20 protein-coding genes and 1 pseudogene are annotated in these 20426 nt (G+C 48.9%); 3 read left to right on the plus strand and 18 right to left on the minus strand.

The genetic code is table 11. The annotated features are described in order from the left end of the window. Window positions 1-21: 21 nt before the first annotated feature. The 6 genes from AY633_RS15005 to mntR all read right to left on the minus strand — a co-directional run bounded on the left by AY633_RS15005 (window position 22) and on the right by mntR (window position 4776). Window positions 22-570 carry a DUF4064 domain-containing protein gene (locus AY633_RS15005; RefSeq protein ID WP_068489019.1) on the minus strand — a complete coding sequence of 183 codons (549 nt, stop codon included), beginning with the start codon at window positions 568-570 and terminating at the stop codon, window positions 22-24. Window positions 571-1005: 435 nt separating this feature from the next. Continuing rightward, complete coding sequence (locus tag AY633_RS15010) at window positions 1006-1287, minus strand: GNAT family N-acetyltransferase (protein ID WP_068489020.1); 282 nt, start codon at window positions 1285-1287, stop codon at window positions 1006-1008. Between the two features lie 57 nt (window positions 1288-1344). Beyond that, on the minus strand, window positions 1345-2313 hold the full coding sequence (locus tag AY633_RS15015) for a ring-cleaving dioxygenase (protein ID WP_068489021.1): 969 nt from the start codon (window positions 2311-2313) through the stop codon (window positions 1345-1347). A 212-nt stretch (window positions 2314-2525) separates the two neighbouring features. Then, window positions 2526-3413 (minus strand): DUF1002 domain-containing protein, encoded by an 888-nt coding sequence (locus tag AY633_RS15020; RefSeq protein WP_068489022.1) that lies wholly within the window; start codon window positions 3411-3413, stop codon window positions 2526-2528. Window positions 3414-3467: 54 nt separating this feature from the next. Further along, complete coding sequence (locus AY633_RS15025; RefSeq protein WP_068489023.1) at window positions 3468-4328, minus strand: CvfB family protein; 861 nt, start codon at window positions 4326-4328, stop codon at window positions 3468-3470. 25 nt (window positions 4329-4353) lie between these two features. Then, a complete protein-coding gene (gene mntR, locus AY633_RS15030; RefSeq protein WP_068489024.1) occupies window positions 4354-4776 on the minus strand; it encodes a transcriptional regulator MntR in 423 nt (140 codons plus the stop codon). A gap of 228 nt (window positions 4777-5004) precedes the next feature. Between mntR and AY633_RS16500 the strand changes: the two genes are divergently transcribed. After that, window positions 5005-5160, plus strand: a complete 156-nt coding sequence (locus tag AY633_RS16500) for a lmo0937 family membrane protein (protein WP_121300999.1) — start codon at window positions 5005-5007, stop codon at window positions 5158-5160. Window positions 5161-5221: 61 nt separating this feature from the next. On the opposite strand, the gene AY633_RS15035 is transcribed toward AY633_RS16500, so the two are convergent. Genes AY633_RS15035 through AY633_RS15045 form a run of 3 tightly spaced genes read right to left on the minus strand, consistent with a single transcriptional unit; the run spans window position 5222 to window position 8780 of the window. Next, window positions 5222-6340 (minus strand): GNAT family N-acetyltransferase, encoded by a 1119-nt coding sequence (locus AY633_RS15035; RefSeq protein WP_068489025.1) that lies wholly within the window; start codon window positions 6338-6340, stop codon window positions 5222-5224. A gap of 21 nt (window positions 6341-6361) precedes the next feature. After that, complete coding sequence (locus tag AY633_RS15040) at window positions 6362-8452, minus strand: heavy metal translocating P-type ATPase (RefSeq protein ID WP_068489058.1); 2091 nt, start codon at window positions 8450-8452, stop codon at window positions 6362-6364. Next, entirely contained in the window at window positions 8409-8780 is a 372-nt protein-coding gene (locus tag AY633_RS15045; RefSeq protein WP_068489026.1) for a metalloregulator ArsR/SmtB family transcription factor, read from the minus strand. The genes AY633_RS15040 and AY633_RS15045 overlap by 44 nt, the downstream gene beginning before the upstream one ends. 164 nt (window positions 8781-8944) lie before the next feature. Between AY633_RS15045 and AY633_RS15050 the strand changes: the two genes are divergently transcribed. Next, window positions 8945-9364, plus strand: a complete 420-nt coding sequence (locus tag AY633_RS15050; protein WP_068489027.1) for a universal stress protein — start codon at window positions 8945-8947, stop codon at window positions 9362-9364. Between the two features lie 40 nt (window positions 9365-9404). On the opposite strand, the gene AY633_RS15055 is transcribed toward AY633_RS15050, so the two are convergent. The 5 genes and pseudogenes from AY633_RS15055 to murB all read right to left on the minus strand — a co-directional run bounded on the left by AY633_RS15055 (window position 9405) and on the right by murB (window position 15087). Further along, on the minus strand, window positions 9405-9740 hold the full coding sequence (locus tag AY633_RS15055) for a fluoride efflux transporter FluC (RefSeq protein ID WP_068489028.1): 336 nt from the start codon (window positions 9738-9740) through the stop codon (window positions 9405-9407). Further along, window positions 9737-10090, minus strand: coding sequence for a fluoride efflux transporter FluC (locus tag AY633_RS15060; protein WP_082799259.1), 354 nt, complete (start codon window positions 10088-10090; stop codon window positions 9737-9739). Before AY633_RS15060 ends, AY633_RS15055 begins: the two co-directional genes overlap by 4 nt. Window positions 10091-10122: 32 nt before the next feature. After that, window positions 10123-12477 carry a penicillin acylase family protein gene (locus AY633_RS15065; RefSeq protein ID WP_068489029.1) on the minus strand — a complete coding sequence of 785 codons (2355 nt, stop codon included), beginning with the start codon at window positions 12475-12477 and terminating at the stop codon, window positions 10123-10125. Window positions 12478-12565: 88 nt separating this feature from the next. After that, window positions 12566-14067 (minus strand): annotated as a pseudogene (locus AY633_RS15070) (potassium/proton antiporter). A gap of 102 nt (window positions 14068-14169) precedes the next feature. Continuing rightward, window positions 14170-15087, minus strand: coding sequence for a UDP-N-acetylmuramate dehydrogenase (murB, locus tag AY633_RS15075; protein WP_068489030.1), 918 nt, complete (start codon window positions 15085-15087; stop codon window positions 14170-14172). A gap of 201 nt (window positions 15088-15288) precedes the next feature. Between murB and AY633_RS15080 the strand changes: the two genes are divergently transcribed. Then, window positions 15289-15813, plus strand: a complete 525-nt coding sequence (locus AY633_RS15080) for a YceI family protein (protein WP_068460328.1) — start codon at window positions 15289-15291, stop codon at window positions 15811-15813. A gap of 40 nt (window positions 15814-15853) precedes the next feature. On the opposite strand, the gene AY633_RS15085 is transcribed toward AY633_RS15080, so the two are convergent. The 4 genes from AY633_RS15085 to AY633_RS15100 form a co-directional block, all read right to left on the minus strand. After that, window positions 15854-17407: an FAD-dependent oxidoreductase gene (locus tag AY633_RS15085; RefSeq protein WP_068489031.1), complete on the minus strand. Its 1554-nt coding sequence runs from the start codon at window positions 17405-17407 to the stop codon at window positions 15854-15856. A gap of 374 nt (window positions 17408-17781) precedes the next feature. Further along, entirely contained in the window at window positions 17782-18414 is a 633-nt protein-coding gene (locus AY633_RS15090) for an FMN-dependent NADH-azoreductase (protein WP_068460324.1), read from the minus strand. A 95-nt stretch (window positions 18415-18509) separates the two neighbouring features. After that, window positions 18510-19220, minus strand: coding sequence for a DsbA family oxidoreductase (locus AY633_RS15095; protein ID WP_068489032.1), 711 nt, complete (start codon window positions 19218-19220; stop codon window positions 18510-18512). 104 nt (window positions 19221-19324) lie between these two features. After that, window positions 19325-20251, minus strand: a complete 927-nt coding sequence (locus AY633_RS15100) for a manganese-dependent inorganic pyrophosphatase (protein ID WP_068489033.1) — start codon at window positions 20249-20251, stop codon at window positions 19325-19327. Window positions 20252-20426 lie beyond the last annotated feature (175 nt).

The following is a 20426-nucleotide window of genomic DNA, read 5'->3' on the forward strand; positions in this document are numbered from 1 at the left end:
TTTTGCTTGAACTATTTTCTTTTATAACGGACGGTACGGCGTGTCGTCTTCAGGCGTTGCCGCATCGTTTCTACCGGTTGGTTCGTTGCCATAGCCCATCAATTCATCTTCACGGAGCGGCGGCTTGCGCACGAAGCACATAATGGCAGCGATGTAGAAAAGAATCGATGTCAGCGACAAGATCCCGGCAAAAATTCCGGCCAAGATGAAGAAGATGCCTGCCGTGTTTGCCTTATCGTTTGTCTTCAATTTCGTCATGGCCAATACGCCAAAGACTGTGCTAACAACGAGTAACACAACGACGATCCAGCCAAGTATATCAAAGCCTTGCACAAATGAATTGACCATATCCAAGGTCATTTCGACATCTTGCGGATTCGTCAAGTTCGGATCATTGCGGATTTCCTCTTCCAACTGCATTTGCATCTGGCTGCCTTCAAAACCGCTCAAGCTGGTGATGAGGATGATCGATAGGATAATGCCGATGACATTAAAAATAGAACCGATGATGCCAAGAGCTTTTTCGCCTGTCCTTTTAATGGTTCCATAATTCTCTGGTGCCTGATTCATAAAAAACCCTCCCATTTCTGTTTTTTGGGGATCCCGTCGATGCGACCTAGAATTAGGCCAAGCCCCTCAACTATTGATAATTTGTTGCTTCTTACATACATACGCTTGTAAACCGTTTTGGTTTCGCATTATTTTCATTCCCGCTAAAAACTTAATAAAACTTGTTTAAGTTTTATCATGCTGGGTATTTTATTACTATCAGCCAATAATAGACAGAATATAATAAAGGAGTTGCAGATAATGGAAAACAAATTAATTTTTAACCAAGCAGATTTCATGTACGGGGTAGGCGGCGCATCCATCCTTACAGCCATCGTATTCTTCATGACAAGCCTGTAAGAAGGAGTGAGCCTATGAGCCAACTAGTCAATTATACATAGAAAAGCAATCCATCCCACGAGGAACGGATTGCTTTTTTTATGTCTATTTTAGCGATCAGGCTTTGATGTCATCGTATTCGCCGGAACGTTCGAATGTCTCTGCTACATAAGAGCAAACCGCCTGCATCTTGAATTGATTGTCACGGGCATAAGCTGCCGCATGATCCAGCAATTGTTTAGCGAACCCTTGACCGCGTAAGTTTTCTTCGACAAAGGTATATTCCATGACCATCAAATCAGCCATTTGTGTCCAGGTGATTTCGGCTTTCACTGAATCGCCCTCCGTCTCCCGGAAAGCAAACTCATCGTGACCAAGTTCTGTAAATTTTAATTCCATTGATCCCATTCCTCCTCAAGTCTATTTAAATTGTACAAGCTTGCGTAATCCTGCCGCTTACAGGTTCATCTTCAACGGGCGAAGAGAGTCCTCGATTTCCTTGCGCCTCGGCTCAAGAAATGGCGGCAATGCCAAGCCTTCTCCAAGTTCGTCTGCGTTTTCGTCGGTCGCAAAGCCGGGGCCATCTGTCGATAATTCAAACAGGATTCCGTTCGGTTCTCTAAAATAAATTGCTTTGAAATAGTGGCGGTCTACTTCACCGGACGTCTGAAAACCACGCGCCCGTAATCGTTCGTTCCACCGATGATACTCTTCATCCGTTTTCACACGGAACGCTACGTGGTGCACACTGCCGCGGCCAGGACGCTCCGGCGGAAGGTCTGAGCGTTCTTCTAAATGTATTTCGCCGCCTGGGCCGCCTTCTCCTGTGGTGTAGACAATTATTTCGGGTTGCCCTTCCACTATCGGTGCGTAGGCCCCAGCTTTTGAAAACCCGAGAACTTCCGTCAATACATTGGCCGTTCGTTCTGCTTTTCGCACTGTCAGCCTCACCGGCCCAATCCCACGAATGGCGAACGCTTCCGGGACGCTCGCTTTTGTCCATGGTTTGCCGAATGGAATGCCTTCACCGTTATCGACGACCAGCATTAAACGGGAGCCTTCGAAATCCTGAAATTCGACCGTGTCACGGCCAAAGCGCTGGGTTGGTTCACCGTGCGGAACGCCAAATTCACGAAAACGCTCTAGCCAATAACCCATCGCTTGTTGAGACGGGATACGGAAGCCGGTATTGCTGATGGAAGTGACGCCCGGATAGGTTCTGCCCGCCATCGGGATATCAAAATAGGTCATGTCAGTTCCCGGCGTTCCTACTGCATCTGCATAAAACAAATGGTAGGAAGACGGATTGTCCTGATTGACGCTTTTTTTGACGAGACGCATCCCGAGAATGCGCGTGAAAAAGTCGTGGTTTTTATCTGCGTTGGCTGTAATGGCCGAGACATGATGAATGCCTGCAACTTGCATAAAAAGCACCCTTTCTTTATCTCGAATTCGAGATTATTACCTTTAGTTTAGCATTCCACAGCATTTTTCTGCAAGATAGCTGTTTGCTGCCCGTAACGCAATAGGTACATAAAAAACGGCCCCGAAAACCAACATTGCGGTTTTCGGGGCCGTCCTCTTTTTTATTCATTGCCTGAGTTCCGTTTCAGCAGCCTTCACTATGGGCAATCGAATTAATTGAACCAACCGCGAACGGTATTGGCCAAATCACGGAAAAATTGTTTAACACTTTCCCAGAACCCTTCGTCATTGACGACGGTTTCGATTTTATCTCCGATTGTCTTGCTTAAGTCTTCCAATTCTGTCGACCATTTCGAAAAATCAATATCGAGCTGGCGAATGCGGTCCATCAAATCGACCAGTAATTGGCGGTCTTCCGGGCTCAGTTCGATCTGGAGACGGCTCAATTGCTCCTCGACGATTTGTTCAACGTCCTCACGCGTAGCTGGATTTTGCTCGGCAATCTGCTTTTTGATTTCCGTCAGCAATTCGCTGACTTTATCTTGGTCGACGCCGCCTTCAGACAATTCCGTTGCAACGGATAGTTCGTCATTGGCGACATCCGTCCGTTCAGGATCAAGCTGTTCCCCGTTCACTTCATAAGCTTTATAAATCCCAACAAGTGCTGAGTGCCCCGTTACCGCTTTTGGCGCAGCGACTTCGACCGTTGCATTTTCAATGCCCGCCGTCAGCATGGCATTCGCATACATATCTGTTGTCACTTGAGTAATATTGTCTGGGGTAGTGATCTCAATGACCAGCCCTTCGCCTTCTTCGGTGCGGGTTATTTTAGCTGAGGAGTACATGCGCGCACGCGCGTCCCCATCCTGAATGTAAGTAACCAAGTCTTGTCCGGTCACTTCGATTTCCTCTACTTCTGCTTCCCCGGCAACGTTCAGGCTTTCAGCGACTTGCGCTTTTTCATCAGCAGACAAATCGCCTCCGTAGACAACGATCGGCAAGCCAAATTTCTCATTTATTCCGACATTTGCGGATGCTGTGCCGGCCAACGCCAACGTAAAAGCAAGCGCCAATGCGGCAAGTGTCATTGTTTTTTTCATCTTTTTTTGCCCCTTTCTTCAAATAGTAGTACGCATTTGAGGCAGAAAGGTTCCTTAACCGAGCATTTTTGTCCAGCCGTCTTCTTGCAAGATGCGGCGTTCTTTGTAAAGCCGGCCGAGCGCGCGCTTGAATGCTGCTTTACTCATGCCGAACATTTCCATGATTTCATCAGGCGATGATTTATCGGTAAACGGCATTTGGCCGCCCGCATTTTCCAAATAGCGCAAGATTTCTTCCGCATCATCCGACAGGCGTTCTTGTTTGCGCGGCAAGAGCGATCCGTTAAGCGTCCCGTCGTCTTTGACGTCGATGACACGTACCGTTTTCTCTTCCCCGAGGCGTGGTTCCGCTTCGCGCTCCGATTCGTGGACGAACACACGATAGTTTTCTGGCACTGACAGCATGAATGAGCCAACCGGCAGTAAGCGATAGGCGCGTGCTTTCAAGTCTTTATTGTAAACTTCTGCAGGTGCCGCTTCGTAGAGCTCTAACACTTTTTCTTCTGTGGCCAAACGCCCGTAAAGATCGCCGTAGCGGTCTGTACGGAGCGTCATGAAAATATGGTCTCCCTGCGCTGGCCATAATTCCTGCACGGGCGGCAAATCAGCCGGCAGCACGTATACTTCACGTGTCGTGCCGATATCGACAACTGCGCCTTCTCGCGGTGAAATTTTCAATACTTTTGCCCAGCCGTATTCACTCGGCAAAATATGCGGGATCATCGGCGTGGCGGAGATGCCGCCTTGACGGTTACGGTATAAGAAGACTTCAATCTCCGTGCCGACCTCCTGCCCTTCTTCGATTTCCGATGCGTTCATCGTTACTTCATCCCCGGAACCATCCGTTAAGATCCACTGGGATGTGGAACGGTCTTTAATGTGCAATAATGCTTTCAATCCTGGATGCAAAGCCATGCTGCATACCTCCTCTATTTTTGGGTTAACCGTTTTTTTGTTCTTTGCTCAAGCGCTTCAGTTTTTCCACCACTTCTGGATCGTCTTCAAGCAGCTGGACCAAGTCGGCGATGCGGTCGATGGAATTCCAGCTCAAATGGTGCTCGATTCCTTCCACGTCCCCGTAGATTTTGTCTTCATCCACGCCGATCAGCCGCAGGAATTGCTCGAGCAGGTCATGCCGCTGAAGCAAACGCTTGCCGAGTTTCTGGCCTTTGGGCGTCAACATCAGCCCGCGGTAGCGCTCATAGATTAAATAGCCATCCTTATCGAGTTTTTGTACCATCTTCGTCACCGATGATGGCAGCACCGATAGCGCCTCGGCAATATCCGAGACGCGCGCATATCCTTTTTGCTCTATCAATGAATAAATGATTTCAATATGATCTTCCATACTTGGAGTAGGCAAATTCCGTTCCTCCCTCGCGTCGCTATGTTCAGTTTACTATACTGCCGCTTTGTGAACAACTGAGCACAAGCCCTAGACGCGAGCACGCCAAAGCGCGGAATAAAGGCAATTTTCCAACTTTCATAAATTTTGTACTGGGTGGTTATCTGGAGGTTTAGGGTTTTTTCGCTCAGGGTACTTATAGGTATAACACAAAAGACAGATAAACTGGGAAGGCAGGTGCAGAACATGGGACGTATTCTTTGGATTATTTTGGTAGTAATTCTTGCGGTATGGGTGATCGGATTCTTATTAGACGTAGCAGGCGGACTTATTCACATTCTTTTGATCATCGCGGCAATCGTCTTGATCGTGAACTTAGTGACAGGCAGGAAGGGTGTTTAGCTAAACACCTGACCTTTAAAAACCCCGAACCAGCAGTTTGTTCTGCTGGTTCGGGGTTTTTTTATGCTCTCACTTTTGCATACACACATGTATCGCGGATTTTGCCGTCATGTCTCGACAGGCTATCCTTGCGCAATATGCCTTCTAGGTCAAAACCAAGACGCTCCGCTACCGCACGGCTTCTGACGTTGTCCGGATCACAACGGATTTCGACGCGGTTCGCTTGCAGCTCTTCAAATGCAAAACGGGTGATGCGTTCGACCGCTTCTGTTACATAGCCTTGTCCTTCAAAGCGGCTGTCCACCCAATAACCGATTTCAAATTTGCGCACTTCCCAGTCAATGCGGTGCAAGCCGCTCGAACCGATAAACTGCCCGCTGTTCTTATCGAAGAAATGCAGCCGCAGGTCTTTACGCAATTCGAAATCCGCTGCCGCTTCGATGAGATTCGCCGTCATCACCGCGAGGTCCGGCTCGTTTTGCGCGAACGGCATCCACGGCCGCAATGCTTCGAGTGAATGGCGCACCGCTTCGTAGCTAAGTATAGCGTCTTCCTTTTTCGGCGCACGGATCAACAAGCGCTCGGATTCAAAAACTTCCGGAAACTCCAACAACACCGGGTTGAACGGTGGTTCTGCAGGCGCTTTAACTGCATCGTTCCACATGACCGGTGTCGTCACGCCCGCTTCCCAGTCTTCACGGGTCATGCCGTAAGTCACCGCATCGTGATAACGGTTTTGTTTTGGCGAGAACCAGGCTTGGCGCAAATGCGCTTCCTTGACGAAACCAGTGCGCTCAAATGCTTTGCGCATCGCAAAATTATCGTGGCGCGTATGGCCTTCTAGGCGGATTTTCTTCTCCGGCAAGGAAAAGACGAAATCGGCGATCATGCGCAGCGCTTTCGGGCCATAGCCCTGGCCACGGTAGGAATCGGCAATCCGCAAATCAAACAGCGGAATCTCATCTTGTAAGTCGAAGATTTTCACCAATCCCACTTGCTCGCCTTCATCGTTTTCGATCCAAAAAGTTTTGACCTGATCTGATTTATAGCCGCCTTCAACAATCGTTTTTTCGATCAAGGCGCGCACCGGGTGCTCATGGCCATGATAAGGCCATGAATTGGTGGTCATAAATTCGATTAATTTTTCGTGCTCTTCCATAGTCCATTCTGTTAACTTCAAATCGCAACCTCCAAACGCCTCTTACTTCTGGACTTTCACCAGGCGCAATGCATTCAAGATGACCAAAAGCGTAGCCCCCATATCCGCAAAAATCGCGATCCATAAAGTGAGCCAGCCTGGAATGATCAACAAAAGCGCCAAGATTTTCAGTGCCAGTGCAAAGATGATATTTTCCTTTATTATACGCAAAGTTTTTCGGCTTAGTCGAATGGTATATGGAAGTTTTTCCAAATCATCTGCCATTAAGGCGATGTCGGCTGTCTCAAGGGCTGCATCTGTGCCCGCTCCGCCCATCGCGATTCCGATGTCGGATGCGGCGAGTGCCGGTGCGTCGTTGATGCCGTCGCCGATCATCGCCACACGGCCATATTGTGCTTGCAGCTCTTTGACGGCGGTCAGTTTATCTTCAGGCATCAAACCAGCACGGATATCCGTTAACCCGATTTCCGCTGCAATGGCTTTCGCCGTCGCAGGATGATCGCCCGTCAGCATGATGGTCTGCTGCACCCCGATGTCTTTTAGCGCTTGGATGATGCGTGGACTTTCCTCCCTGATGGCATCTGCCACGCCGATCACTCCGAATAAGTGCTTGCCGGAAAATACCGCCATTGCGGATTTCCCGCTTTCTTGCAGGCGATACGCAGCTTCTGGTGCATGGAATCCGTGCTCCTCTGCCCATTTCAAGCTGCCGACACGGATGCGCGTGCCGCCGATTTCAGCGTGCACACCTTTACCGGTCAAGGATTGGAAACGCTCGGATGGATACAGTTCAGGTGCTTGTTTCGTGATGGCGCGGGCGAGCGGGTGCTGTGACAGAGATTCGACAGACGCCGCAAGCTTGATGACTTCTTCCCGCGTATAGCCTTCTTCTGGCAATACATCAGTCAATTCCGGATAGCCTTTTGTCAAAGTGCCGGTCTTGTCGAATGCGACCGCCTGGATGCGCCCGGTTTCTTCCAAATGAATACCGCCTTTAATAAGAACTCCCTGTCTCGCCGCATTGCCGATCGCTGTTACAATCGCAACAGGCGTCGACACGACAAGTGCACATGGACAGCCAACAACAAGGACGGCCAAGCCTTGATAGACCCATAAATCCCAGTTTCCTGTAACGAATCCTGGAACGAGTGCGACCAAAAATGCGACAGCGATAATCGCTGGCGTGTAGTATTTGGCGAAACGGTCGACGAATTGCTGAGAAGGCGCTTTTTCTGCCTGCGCTTCTTCTACTAGATGAATGATTTTCGCGATGGTTGTATCTTCTACTCGCTTAGTGACAGTCACTTCCAACGCGCCTTCTTCGTTCATGGTCCCTGCAAATACTTCGTCACCCGGCTGTTTTGTGGCAGGAATCGATTCCCCTGTGATCGCCGCTTGATTGACAGCCGATTCACCACGCAAAACGGTTCCATCCATAGCAATTTTTTGGCCAGGCTTGACGATCAATACATCGCCGATCCGGATGTCTTCGGTCTCTAGCTCAATTAATTCCCCGTCGCGCTGAATCAATGCGCGGGACGGAGCAAGATCCATCAGTGAACGAATCGATTGACGCGCTTTGTTCATCGAGAATGATTCAAGCGCTTCGCTGATGGCAAATAAGAATACGACGACTGCGCCTTCCCGCCATTCCCCGATAATGACAGCCCCGATAATGGCAATGGTCATCAAAGTTTTCATGTCGAATTCCAAACGGCCAAGGTTTTTTAAACCGGTCGTGAACATCCGGTAGCCGCCAATGAGCATCGATGCACCGAACAAGCCGATCGACGCTGGATGCGTTTCACCTAGCTGGAAGGAAGCGACAATGCCGACGAGCAAAAAGACAAAGGAAATGGCCGTCTCTACCGTCTGGCGCCGTTTGTAGAATGGCACATGCGGCACGCGTTGTTTTTCTGGATAAACGCGGATATGATCAAAAGCACCGGCTTTTTCCAGCGCTTCAATCGATACATTGCCATCGACGCGCAATTTGGATGCGCCGAAATTCAATTCAACGTTTTTCGCCTCCGGCAGATTGCGGATGTTCTGTTCGAACTTAGCCGCACAGCTAGTGCAGGATAAATTTTCAAGACGATAGGTTTTGCTCAACTGAAACACCTTCTTTCGCATGTTCATTCGCGATGGTCACCAGCTGACGGACGTGGTCATCCGCCAGTGAATAATAAATTTGTTTGCCTTTACGCTCGGATTTCGCCAAATCCCGTTCACGCAAATACCGTAAATGATGGGATGCCGTCGCTGTTGAGGAACCGATGACAGCAGCGATATCGCAGACGCACATTTCAGCTTCAATCGTCAGCGCATAGGCGATCTTTAAGCGTGTTTCATCCGCTAGCGCTTTGAACAGCGACGAAACGCCTTCTAGCTCGACCATATGTTTTTGGACACGATCGACGGCCTCAGGATGGACTTTTGTAATCTCGCACACTTCTGTCATACTGCTCACACCTTTCATTCAAACCTTCATTTGATTGACTCCAGTATACGTCTTCTCAAACAAACAGTCAAACCATGATTTGAATGACAAGGAAGCTCCTCTGTTAATTCAAGGAATGCTATACTAAGAAAAACAATGACACCATAGAACAGGGGAGACGAATTATGTACCAACACGTATTGGTCGCTATCGATGGATCTGATCATTCAAAACGCGCCGCACACCATGCGATGCAACTCGTTAAAAACCATACTGAAGTAGAAGTGACATTGATTTGTGCCGTCGACTATGGAAAATCAGAAAAGGAAAGCAATCGCGGGCTCACAAGCGAGCAAATCGCCGCAGCTACCCGTGAGTACTTAACGCCTTTCGAAGATATTTTCCATCAGGCAGGTATCTCTGTGAAAAGCGTGATTGTCCATGGAGCACCGGGACCAGCGATCGTCTCACATGCCAACGAACACCCTTACGATCTAGTCATTATCGGCAGTCGCGGCTTGAATCCTGTGCAGGAATTTGTGCTCGGCAGCGTGAGCCACAAAGTAGCCAAGCGCGTTAAAGCGCCAGTCTTAGTCATCAAATAAAACGCAAAAACCGTCCCGCTGATTTAGCGGAACGGTTTTTTTATACAGAAGCAATGGAATAGCCGGCCGCAAACAGCAACAAGCCACAAATGAGCGTCGCGGAAATATAAAATGCACCGCGTTTCCACTGGCCATCTTCAAAATCTTTCACGCTGTCGAGCGCCATTGTTGAAAACGTCGTGAACGCTCCGAGAAAAGCAAAGATGCTAGAAGATACCGGCAAGCCTGCCCCAATACACGCACCGATCACGAACGAACCGGCGCTGTTGACGAACCATGTCGCAAGCTTCGGCTGATGCGCACGGATTTCCACCGCCACGTAACAAAGATAGCGGGCAACCGCCCCGAGAAAACCGAATACAGCGATATTAATCATTCGACCGCCCCCTTGCGTCCCGCCAAGAGGCCTAAAGCTGCGGCCACAATCGATGCGGCCGTCATGCCACAAGCATATATCAGGCCTGCCAGCAAAGACGAGTCAAGCAGGCGGAACCAATCTGCCGAAAAGGCGGAAAAACTCGTGAACGAACCGATTAACCCAGTCGAGACAAACAACCGCGTCTCCGCTGAACGGTTTATTAACCGGGCGGCTGCGATGCCGATAAAAAAACTCCCCATAATATTCACCAGCCACAAGCCCATTCCGGCTCCAGCGAATTGAAACACGGCCGCGCGCAGCAATGAGCCAGCCATGCCGCCAAACCCTACAGCCAATATCTTTTTCATAAAATCCCCCGAACGTTTTTCTTCAGTATACCTTATTCAGGGGTGAGCGTTAATTCTACCCCTTCCACTTCGCCTTCGATCTGGGTTTCATGAAAATCGCCTTGCGCCCAATCATCGACCTGGTTGTGGAAAAAGTCGGATTTCATATGTCCGCTGAGCCCCGGGCCCACGATATGATAGGCTTTCGACAAATCGGCCAGATCGGCTACAAATCGCCAAGAGGCCCCGTGGTCGACATCGCCATTATCGTTGAACGCCGCGGCTTGGACGGTGATGTTCGAACCGCCCACCGGCACTTTATCCGGATTTAAGAACTGCTCGAGAATTGGCGACGCCCCAGCAACAGGATGAGGGAAGGTCAATTGGTGATATTCTCCCCATTCCCAATCTTTCGGATCGCTGCCTTGCGCTGTTTCGATGTCCTCAAGTGCCAGCTCCAGCGAGTCGGCTAGCCATTTTCCGGTGCCGCCGTATTCACGCACCCATGCGCCCTCGTCTCCTTCGAAAGCCTGGCGCAACATAGCGTCAGTGATATGGTTTTTGCCTGACAGCATATCGTAGACATCTTCAGGGAATTGTTCTTCGAATAAGGTGTCCGGCAATTGGCGCATCCACGTGTGGAACACAAAAGGTGCCGCTTGCCCGGCACTATCGACTTGGTCCCAATTGCGCAGCATCTCGAACAACTCGTCATGGTCATCGGTTACTTTTTCGACTTCCGCCATCATTCCTTCGAGAAATTCGGCAGCGTACAGGTTTTTCTGGTCCATCTGCAAGTCCATCATATCCTGGGCTGTCAGTTTATCGTTGCCTTCGAGCACTTCCGCGATGCGCTCATAGCGATAAGACTGTGCCCAGAAATCCGTAATATGGTACGGATAGCTATCATCTATGACTTGGTTATTGGCAGTCGCAATAAACCCGGATTCCGGATTGACCGAGCGCGGCAATTCATCGAATGGCACATAGCCATCCCAGCCGTATTCTGCAGAATCGCCTGGCACCGGCAATTGCCCATCCCCTTGCTTGCGAATCGGGATGCGCCCGTTCGCTTTGTATGCAATTGTTCCATCGGTCGATGCAAAGACAAAATTTTGTGCAGGCGCCTGGAAATCTTCCAATGCTGTTTCGAATTGTTCCCAGTTTTCCGCTTTGTTGAAATTTAACACAGCTTGCAATTCCAGTGTCGGCTCCAGTGCCGTCCATTGCATCGAAAAGACGGCGGATGGTTCTTCTTCCTCGTACAAGACCGGTGAGACGATTGGGCCGTGGCGAGTAACGAGCACTTCAAAGTCGACGGTCTCTCCGTCTTTTACCTGGATTGGCTCATCTAGCACCTCTGCTTGCTCCCACTCTCCTTCGTAGCGGAACTGTGTCGGATCATCAGGATTCGGCGTTTCAATATACAGATCCTGAACATCCGGTCCGACGTTCGTCACGCCCCACGCGATTTGCTCGTTATGGCCAAGAATGATTCCCGGAATGCCTGCAAAAATGACGCCGCTGACATTTTGCTCGGGTGACTCCAAATGCATTTGGTACCAAATCGATGGCGTGCTGAGCCCGAGATGCGGATCGTCTGCCAACAGCGGCAAGCCGCTTTCCGTCTTATCTCCAGACACAACCCAGTTATTGCTGCCGTTGAATTCCGGCGGGATGACCGCCGGATCGAACGCGCCGGCAACCGTCACCGGCTGTTGTTGATTGGCCGCTAAAATCGCAGGTGCCTCTTCCGGATAGCGGATGAACAATTCACGGGCTTTATCTTCCGGAAATTCATTTAGCGCCCAGTGCCTCACTGCAAGTGAATTCCAATGGCCACCGAGATCGTAGGCCATGAATTTGCCGATTGCCAAAGAATCAACCGGTGTCCAAGATTCGGGTTCATAGCCAAGCAATGCGAATTCATAGCTCAGGCGCCCTTCCTCTTTTGCTTCGTCGATATACGCGTTGACGCCTTCTGCATACCACTCGAGCACTTGCTTCGCTTCTTCGCCATAGCCAGCCCAAGACGCTTCACCCGCTCGGCGCAAGCTAAAGGTGCGAAAATATTTATCGGTATCAACTGCCGCTTCCCCAATCACTTCTGCCAATCGGCCGCTTGCCTGCCGTCTGGATAAATCCATTTGAAACAAGCGGTCCTGCGCTTGTACATAGCCTTGCGCGCGGTACAGATCCGCGTCGCTTTCAGCCCGTATATGCGGCACGCCGATATCATCCCGTACGACCGTCACTTGTTCCTCCAACGCCGCGACGGCTACTTCTCCTTCAATGACTGGTTTCGACTTCGATATGTAAACGTTTGCAAAAATAACTGCGGCGATGCCCAGCACGACCAACGTGCCGAATGCGATCAATAGCCACTTCCCCCACTTTTTCTTGTTCATGAATGAATCCCCCTTTTCATTTTTCTTTCGACTGAGGCCGTGGAAAATCCTTCCTCTCCATTGAAAAAAGCTTGCCGCAGCGGCAAGCTTAGTTGACAAAATCTTCTTCTCCAAGCACCAGTTTCACTTTTGGCACTTGCTTCTTTTCCGTGAGCACATACAAAACGTCCCCTTTTCTGAGACGCGTCGTCCCCGTCGGCATGACCAGTTTACCTGAACGGATGATGGCGCTGATCAAGGTTTGGTTCGGCAAGCCGATCGTCTGAACCAATTGGCCGGCAAAAGGCGATTTCTCCGACAGCTCGACTTCGAGCATTTCAGCATTGGCCCGGTCCATCGACACCAGTTCCAAGGAATGGATGCGTTTTGGGACCGGACGGCCGTTCAGCCCGAGTTTCTCTGCAAAAAATGGGATGGTCGACCCTTGCAGCAAGGCAGACGTTAACACGATGAATGATACGATATTGAAAAACAAAATGCTGTTTTCCATGCCGGCGAGCATCGGGAAGGTTGCAAGAACGATCGGTACCGCTCCGCGCAGCCCTGCCCAGGACATGAACAGTTTTTCTTTCACATCGTAATCGAAAAATGCCGTACTGATGAAAACAGCGACCGGACGCGCCATAAAAATCAACACGAACGATAGCACAAGCCCTTTCCAAATCAATTCCCAATCAGCCAATTGACTCGGGAAAACAAGTAGACCGAGAATGACGAACATGACGATTTGCATGAGCCAAGCGAATCCTTCGTGGAAAGAAATGATCGAATAGCTATGCGTCAAATCACGCGTACCGATGACAAGCGCTGCCAAGTAAACGGCGAGCAAGCCGCTGCCAAGTAAACGGCGAGCAAGCCGCTGCCGCCAAGAACAGCTGTAAAACTATAGATGAAAATCGCAAAACCCGCGGCCAGCACCGCGTACAGCCCGGATGCATCAAGCCGGATCCGGTTGATGGTCCATGACGCAAAAAAGCCAAGTGCGAGCCCGAGAACTAAGCCCAACCCCATTTGAAGCAGGAAACTGCCGAGCATCGTCCACACCGATGAATCCGGAATCATGATCAATTGCACGAAAGCGATGGTCAAAAACATCGCCATCGGATCGTTCGTTCCTGACTCCGCTTCGAGCGTTGAAGAGATTTTGGATTTGATATTTTGGCCAGCAAGAACCGAAAATACTGCTGCGGCATCCGTCGAACCGACAATAGAGCCCAGTAGCAAGGCCTGCAGCCAAGTCAAATCGAATACATAATACGCTGCGACAGCGACAATTCCTGTCGTAATCAAAACCCCAAGCGTTGCCAGAACAATTGAACTACCGAGTACAGGCCGGATATGCTTCCATTGAGTTTGCAATCCGCCTTCGAAGAGAATAATAATGAGCGCAACAATTCCGACCATTTGTGCGAATTCTGCATTGGAAAAATAAATAAGACCAGAAACATCGCTTCCCAAAACCATGCCGAGGAACATAAACAAAACGAGTGAGGGAACACCGGCGCGTGCGGATACTTTGGTCATCAAAACGCCAGCCAGCAGGAAGATCCCGCCGATCAAAATTATGCCGTCTACAGTAAAATTCTGTATATTGACCACCTCTCCCGTAAATTACTTTGAATTCATTATATCATAATAATGGCCCTTCTTAAAAAAAGCGGCACTCCCTATACGGAGTGCCGCTTTTTGAAATCATGCCATGTCTTCGCCGACAATTTTCACTTCCAGCTCTAACTCGATGCCGAATTTGTCGAACACTGCTGTTTTCACCATTTCAATCGTTTGGATATAATCATTGGCCGTGGCATTGTTTTTATTGACAATAAACCCGGCGTGCTTTGTCGAAACTTCCGCCCCGCCAAATCCTCTGCCCTGTAGTCCGCTTTCCTGGATCAGCTTGCCGGCAAAATTGCCCGGCGGCCGCTTGAAGACACTTCCTGCTGAAGGAAATTCAAGCGGTTGCTTACTTTCCCGTTGGAACGTCAAATCAGTCATCTTCGCATCAATGACCCGCTGTTCGCCAACTTCGAGGCCGAACTCAGCAGCTAAAACATAAAAGCCTTTTTTCGTGATGATGCTTTTCCGATAGCCGAGGTCAAGCTCATCTTTGGACAAGACCAGCTTTTCTCCCTCTCTCGTCAAGACGGTCGCCTGAACGATCACGTCTTGAATCTCACCGCCGTATGCGCCGGCATTCATCGCCATTGCACCGCCGATCGATCCTGGGATGCCACAGGCAAATTCCAAACCTGTCAGTTGGCGGTCCGCGGCTGCACGAGATACGACTTTAATGTCGGCACCACCTTGTGCGATGACCGTTGTCCCATTAATCATAATGCTATCCAGCTTTTTGAACGTCAGAACGATTCCACGGACGCCGCCATCGCGGACGACCATATTAGAGCCATTTCCGAGCATCAACAAGGGAATATCATTGTCATATGCATATTTCACAGTATAAGCTACTTCATCTTCAGTTGTCGGTGCTACAAATATATCGGCCGGCCCGCCCATTTTCGTCAATGTATGCAAATGCAAAGGCTCGTCCATTTTAACGTGATCTTCCGCCACAAAACGGCGCAGATCCGTCAACCAAGTTTCTTTCATCATTCCAAGCAAATCCCTTCTAAACTTTTCGCTCTTAATAGTATCCATTTTTCATCATGTTTTGACAAGTGATATTGCCTTGTTAAGGACTAAAGTCATTCTATTTTTATCTTGAATTAAAAATAAATTAATTAAAACCTATTGACTTCGAGATATTAACTAGCTATAGTAAAGCTAACACATACAAAACTGGAGGAATAACTTATGAAAAAATGGACAGTAGACCAAGCGCATTCAGAAATCGGATTTTCCGTAAAACACATGATGATCTCAAAAGTAAAAGGCTCTTTCGGTTCTTACGAAGCACAAGTGGAAGCAGACGAAAACAACCTGGAAAATGCTTTGATTGATTTTAAGATCGATGTCACTAGCATCGATACCAACAATGAAGACCGCGATAACCACTTGCGCTCTGCAGACTTTTTTGACGCTGAACAGTATCCGCACATCACATTCCACGCGAGCGATATCCAGAAAAAAGATGATGACGAATACGAACTTCGAGGCGAGTTGACGATCAAAGACGTTACGCGTCCTGTAACATTCGAAGCAGAATACGGCGGCAAAGCCACCAACCCTTGGGGCGTTGAAGTCGTGGCCTATCACGTCAACGGCAAAATCAACCGCAAAGATTTCGGATTAACTTGGAACCAGGCACTTGAAACAGGCGGCGTACTTGTCGGCGAAGACATTAAATTGAACTTGGAAATCCAAGGAAATCCAGCATAAGAAAAAGGAAGCAGCCAGCGCTGCTTCCTTTTTTTATATTTTATATGCCGCCTTCTATTTTCTTCAGTGGTTTGACTGCAGGCCCTTCCAATACTTCCCCGGTATGCGAGAAGCGCGAGCCGTGGCAAGGGCAATCCCACGAAGTTTCCGCGTCATTCCACGCCACGTCACAGCCCATATGCGTACAAGTCGGTTTGACTAGATGTACTTGGTTGTATTCGTCGCGGTAACCGCCCACTTTTTTGCCGTCCACTTTGACTAAACCGCCCTGCCCTTTTTGCAGGTCGTCAACGGTCTTGGACGCTTTTTTCAATTTGCCGCTCACCAGTTCTTTCGCCACCGATGCATTGTCTTTCAAGAAGCTTGCTGCATCAGCCGCTTTCACTTTCGGCCGTGTCGGGTCGAAAAGTGCAGCATACGGATTGTCGCGACCAACGATTTGGTCTGTCAAGATCCGCCCGGCAATGGCACCGTTCGCCATCCCCCATTTATGGAATCCCGTCGCGACGAGAATATTTTCATAGCCTGCGGTGATGGTACCCACATATGGGATTTTATCCAACGTCGTCATATCCTGTGACGACCAGCGATAGGGAATGTCTTTTGCAGCGAAATAATCTTCGCCGAACTTCGCCAGGTTCTGGTAATGTTCTATCGTTTCGACGGAACTTTGGCCTGTCGCATGCCCGTCGCCGCCGAGCAACAGCAAGTTCTCTCCATCTTCTCCCGGTGTAAACCGGATCGACCGGGACGGACCGTCAGCGCTGATGTACATGCCTTCGGGAATCTTGCCCTCGGTTCGGACCGCAATGGCATAAGATCGGTTGACGGAAAGCCTAGAGAAATACATGCCGTCGAAATCATTGAATGGATAATGCGTAGCGACCACTACTCGATCGCAAGACAAATGAGACAGGTTTTCCATCTGAAGGACCGGGTCCTTTTTGCTGAGAATTTTCATGGCGCGGCTTTGTTCATGAATGTCCACGCCCATTTTCTCCATTTCTTTGACCAGTCCTGCTAAAAATTTCACTGGGTGGAACTGCGCCTGATTGCGCATGACGAGCGCTTCGGTCACAGGAAACGGCAGCTCGGACTCTTCGCGCGCAAGACCGCCGGCAATGCCGAGTGTTTCATAGGCTTCCGCCTCTTGTTCCAACAGCTTGACCGTGGCATCTTTGGTCGAATAAATGAATGCATCTCTATACGAGAAATCACAATCGATGTTCAATTCCTGGGCTGTCTCTTCGATGAACTTCAACCCAGCCATATTAGCTTCATAATAAAGCTTCGCTTGTTTCTCTCCCGCCAGCTTGATCAGCGGAGCATAATAGAGCCCATGCTGTGCCGAAATTTTTGCAGTCGTATATCCTGTGACGCCATCGATCAATTTCCCGGCATCAAGAAGCGTCACTTTCTTGCCTTCTTTCGCCAGTAAATAGGCTGTAATGACGCCGGCGATGCCCGCTCCCACTACCGCGACTTCCGTAGATTTATTGCCGGAAAATGCCGGGTAATCCGGCAGTTCCTTATGAGCTCTCCAAAAAGATTCGTTCGATTCGGGAATTCGGTAATGCTGTTCATTTTGAGACATGCTGCCCCTCCTTTATTGAATGTTTTGCTTATTGACTGTCTACCCCCATGTGGAAATTACTAATCAACGAATGCACGAGGCTTGCCTCGGACATTCGTTTGCGAGGCTTGAACATCGTGAAAGTCGAGCAAATAAATAGCTAATATAGCTGAGTCTATTTATTTGCGACGCATCTGCCACGCAGATGTGGGAGCAAGCGAACGAGGCTCGCCTCAGACATTCACTTGCGTGGCTTGAGCAAAGCGAAAGTCGAGCAAAGTTGATAATGATCTAATAACTGCGCCCAACTAGCGATAGTAGTGCTGCCGCTCGGACACTGGCAAATCTACACAAAAAAAGACGACAACGCCGAAGCGTTGCCGTCTTGCTATTCGTTATGCATTTACGTTAGAAAGCGTTCCTGCTGATTCTTTCACACGCTCCATGCCTTCTGCAATGATCTGCTCAGCACGGTCTGGGTACATATTGTGGCCTTCGATGATGACTTCTTCGATATCCATGATGCCAAAGAAATTCATGATGCCACGGATATAGTTGACGCTCATTTCGCTAGGCGCCATTTCCGGTGTTGAATAGACGCCGCCGCGTGCATTCAAGATAATGACTTTCTTCTCCGGTACCAAGCCAACTGGGCCTTCTTCCGTAAATTTGAACGTCATGCCCGCGCGGTAGATATAGTCGATGAACGTCTGCAACGCGGCAGGAATCGTCAAGTTCCACAACGGGAATGCAAAGACAACAACGTCAGCATCCATGAATGCGTCCATTGCTTTGTTAGCAGCCGTCAAAATACGCTGTTCCAATTCAGTTAATTCTTCAGCCTGTGCGGATTTCTGCATGGCATCGAAGAAATCTTGCCCGAAATATGGCATATCTTCTGCGAATACATCAAACGTGTTGACCTCTGCATCCGTCTTCAAGTTATCCATGAAGACTTCGTGCATTTTACTGGAAACACCCTCAGAAGCTGGGCGGTTATTGGCTTTTACGACCAAAATATTTTTCAATTAAAAAACCCCTTTATACTATTAATATTATTCTTTAATTCGAGACTTTTTAATTATAAGTAATTCGAGACATAAAGTCAACGCGCTTGCTCAAGCTATTCGCCGTCGCAAGCGTCCCCTGTACAAAAGCTCGTTTTCGCTTTTCCCATCGGCTTCAACGCTGGGCGCAAGCCTTCTTCTTCGCCGATCTGCTCCAGCGCTTCGATAAAGGCTTCGAGTGGCTGGGCGCCGGAAATGGCGTATTTACGGTTGACGACAAAAAATGGCACGCCTTGCACGCCGATTTGCCCGGCTTCTTGAATGTCCCGTTCTACCTCGCTTGTGAATTGATCTGAATCGAGCACAGACGCCGCCTGTTCACGGTCTAGCCCCGCTTTTTCAACAATCGACAATAAGGTTTCTGCATTGCTGATATTTTGTGCTTGTTCGAAATAATGATGCATCAACAGCTCGGTTAACTGATGCTCGCTGCCTTGCGTTGCCGCCCATTTCACAAGCCTGTGGGCCGAAAATGTATTAGCGTGCGGCATGTTTTCCACATCGTATTGCAGATTGAATGCTTTCGCCTGTTCTGCAACGCCAGTGCTCATTTGTTTTGCCTGTTCGACGCTTTGGCCCATTTTTTCCGCCAAATGTTCGTAGGCTAGCCTATTGGAATCCACTGGCGCATGCGGGTCCAATTCGTAAGCTTTAAAGCTGATCTCCGCTTGGCTTTCGTAGCCTGAGCGTTTGAGTGCTTGTTCTAATGTGCGCTTTCCTATATAACAGAATGGGCAAACGTAATCTGACCAAACTTCGATTTCCATATCTATTCACCTCGCCACTTACTATAGCAATGACATAGATACGCCACAATTTTTTTGCTTGAAGAAAATTTCCAGCACAAAAAAACTGACTCCCTAAAAGGGAATCAGCTTAAAGCTTCGGTAATGACCGGAACGATTTGTTTTTTTCTCGAGACGACGCCCGGCAAGATTACCCGGTTGTTCTCGACAGTTGATCGGAAAGCCGATTCAATGATATCCGAACGGCGCCCAAGGACGATGGCTTCCGAGTTATTGTTCAAGATATCGGTGACGGCGAAGACAAAAAGGTCCAAGCCTTTCGCCGCAACCGTGTTGTTGATCAGCACTTCCAACTCCGCTTGGCGATCCAGCACTTCAGATACATCGATTGCATTGACTTGCGCCACTTCAAAACGGTGTTCTCCGGCTTCGAATTCTTTGGAATCAAGTGAAATCAAATCTTCCAGCGTTTTATTGCTCAGGTCCGCGCCTGCTTTTAACATTGCAAGGCCATATTCTTCGGCATCGACACCAGCGATCTCTGCCAGTTCTTTCGCCGCTTGAATGTCTTGCTCTGTACAGGTCGGGGATTTGAACAGTAAAGAATCCGAAATGATGGCAGATAGCATGAGTCCAGCGATATCAGTTGGCACTTTGACCGCATGTTCTTTATAGAGTTTCAAAAGAATAGTCGCTGTACATCCGACAGGCTCTGCACGGAAATAAAGCGGATCCGCCGTTTCGAAATTGGCGATCCGGTGGTGGTCGATCACTTCAATCACTTGCACTTCATCGATATCATCGATGCTTTGCTGGCGCTCATTATGGTCGACGAGGATGACTTGCTTCACTTCGTCTGATGCGCGTTTCACGAATCTTGGGGTTTGGGCGTTGAACTGTTCGAGCGCAAAAACAGTCTCATTGTTCGGTTCACCGAGGCGAATGGCTTCAGCGTCCATTCCAAGCTCTTTTTTCAGATGGGCATAAGCAATCGCCGAACAAATTGAATCGGTGTCCGGATTTTTATGACCTAGTACAAAAACATTTGACATGAATAATGGCCTCCTGGCTTGTGTAGTTTCTGAGATTATTCTATCACAAATTAGCTCTTCAGAAAAAAATCCTACGGAAAACCTAGTATTTAATAGCTTTACAGCGACTAAATACGGAATTATTTTTAGAATTATCAGTATTTTTAAAAATTAATGTGTACTTTAGCCCGTTTGA

Source organism: Planococcus maritimus, assembly GCF_001592825.1.
In the GTDB taxonomy this organism is placed as follows: domain Bacteria; phylum Bacillota; class Bacilli; order Bacillales_A; family Planococcaceae; genus Planococcus; species Planococcus maritimus_C.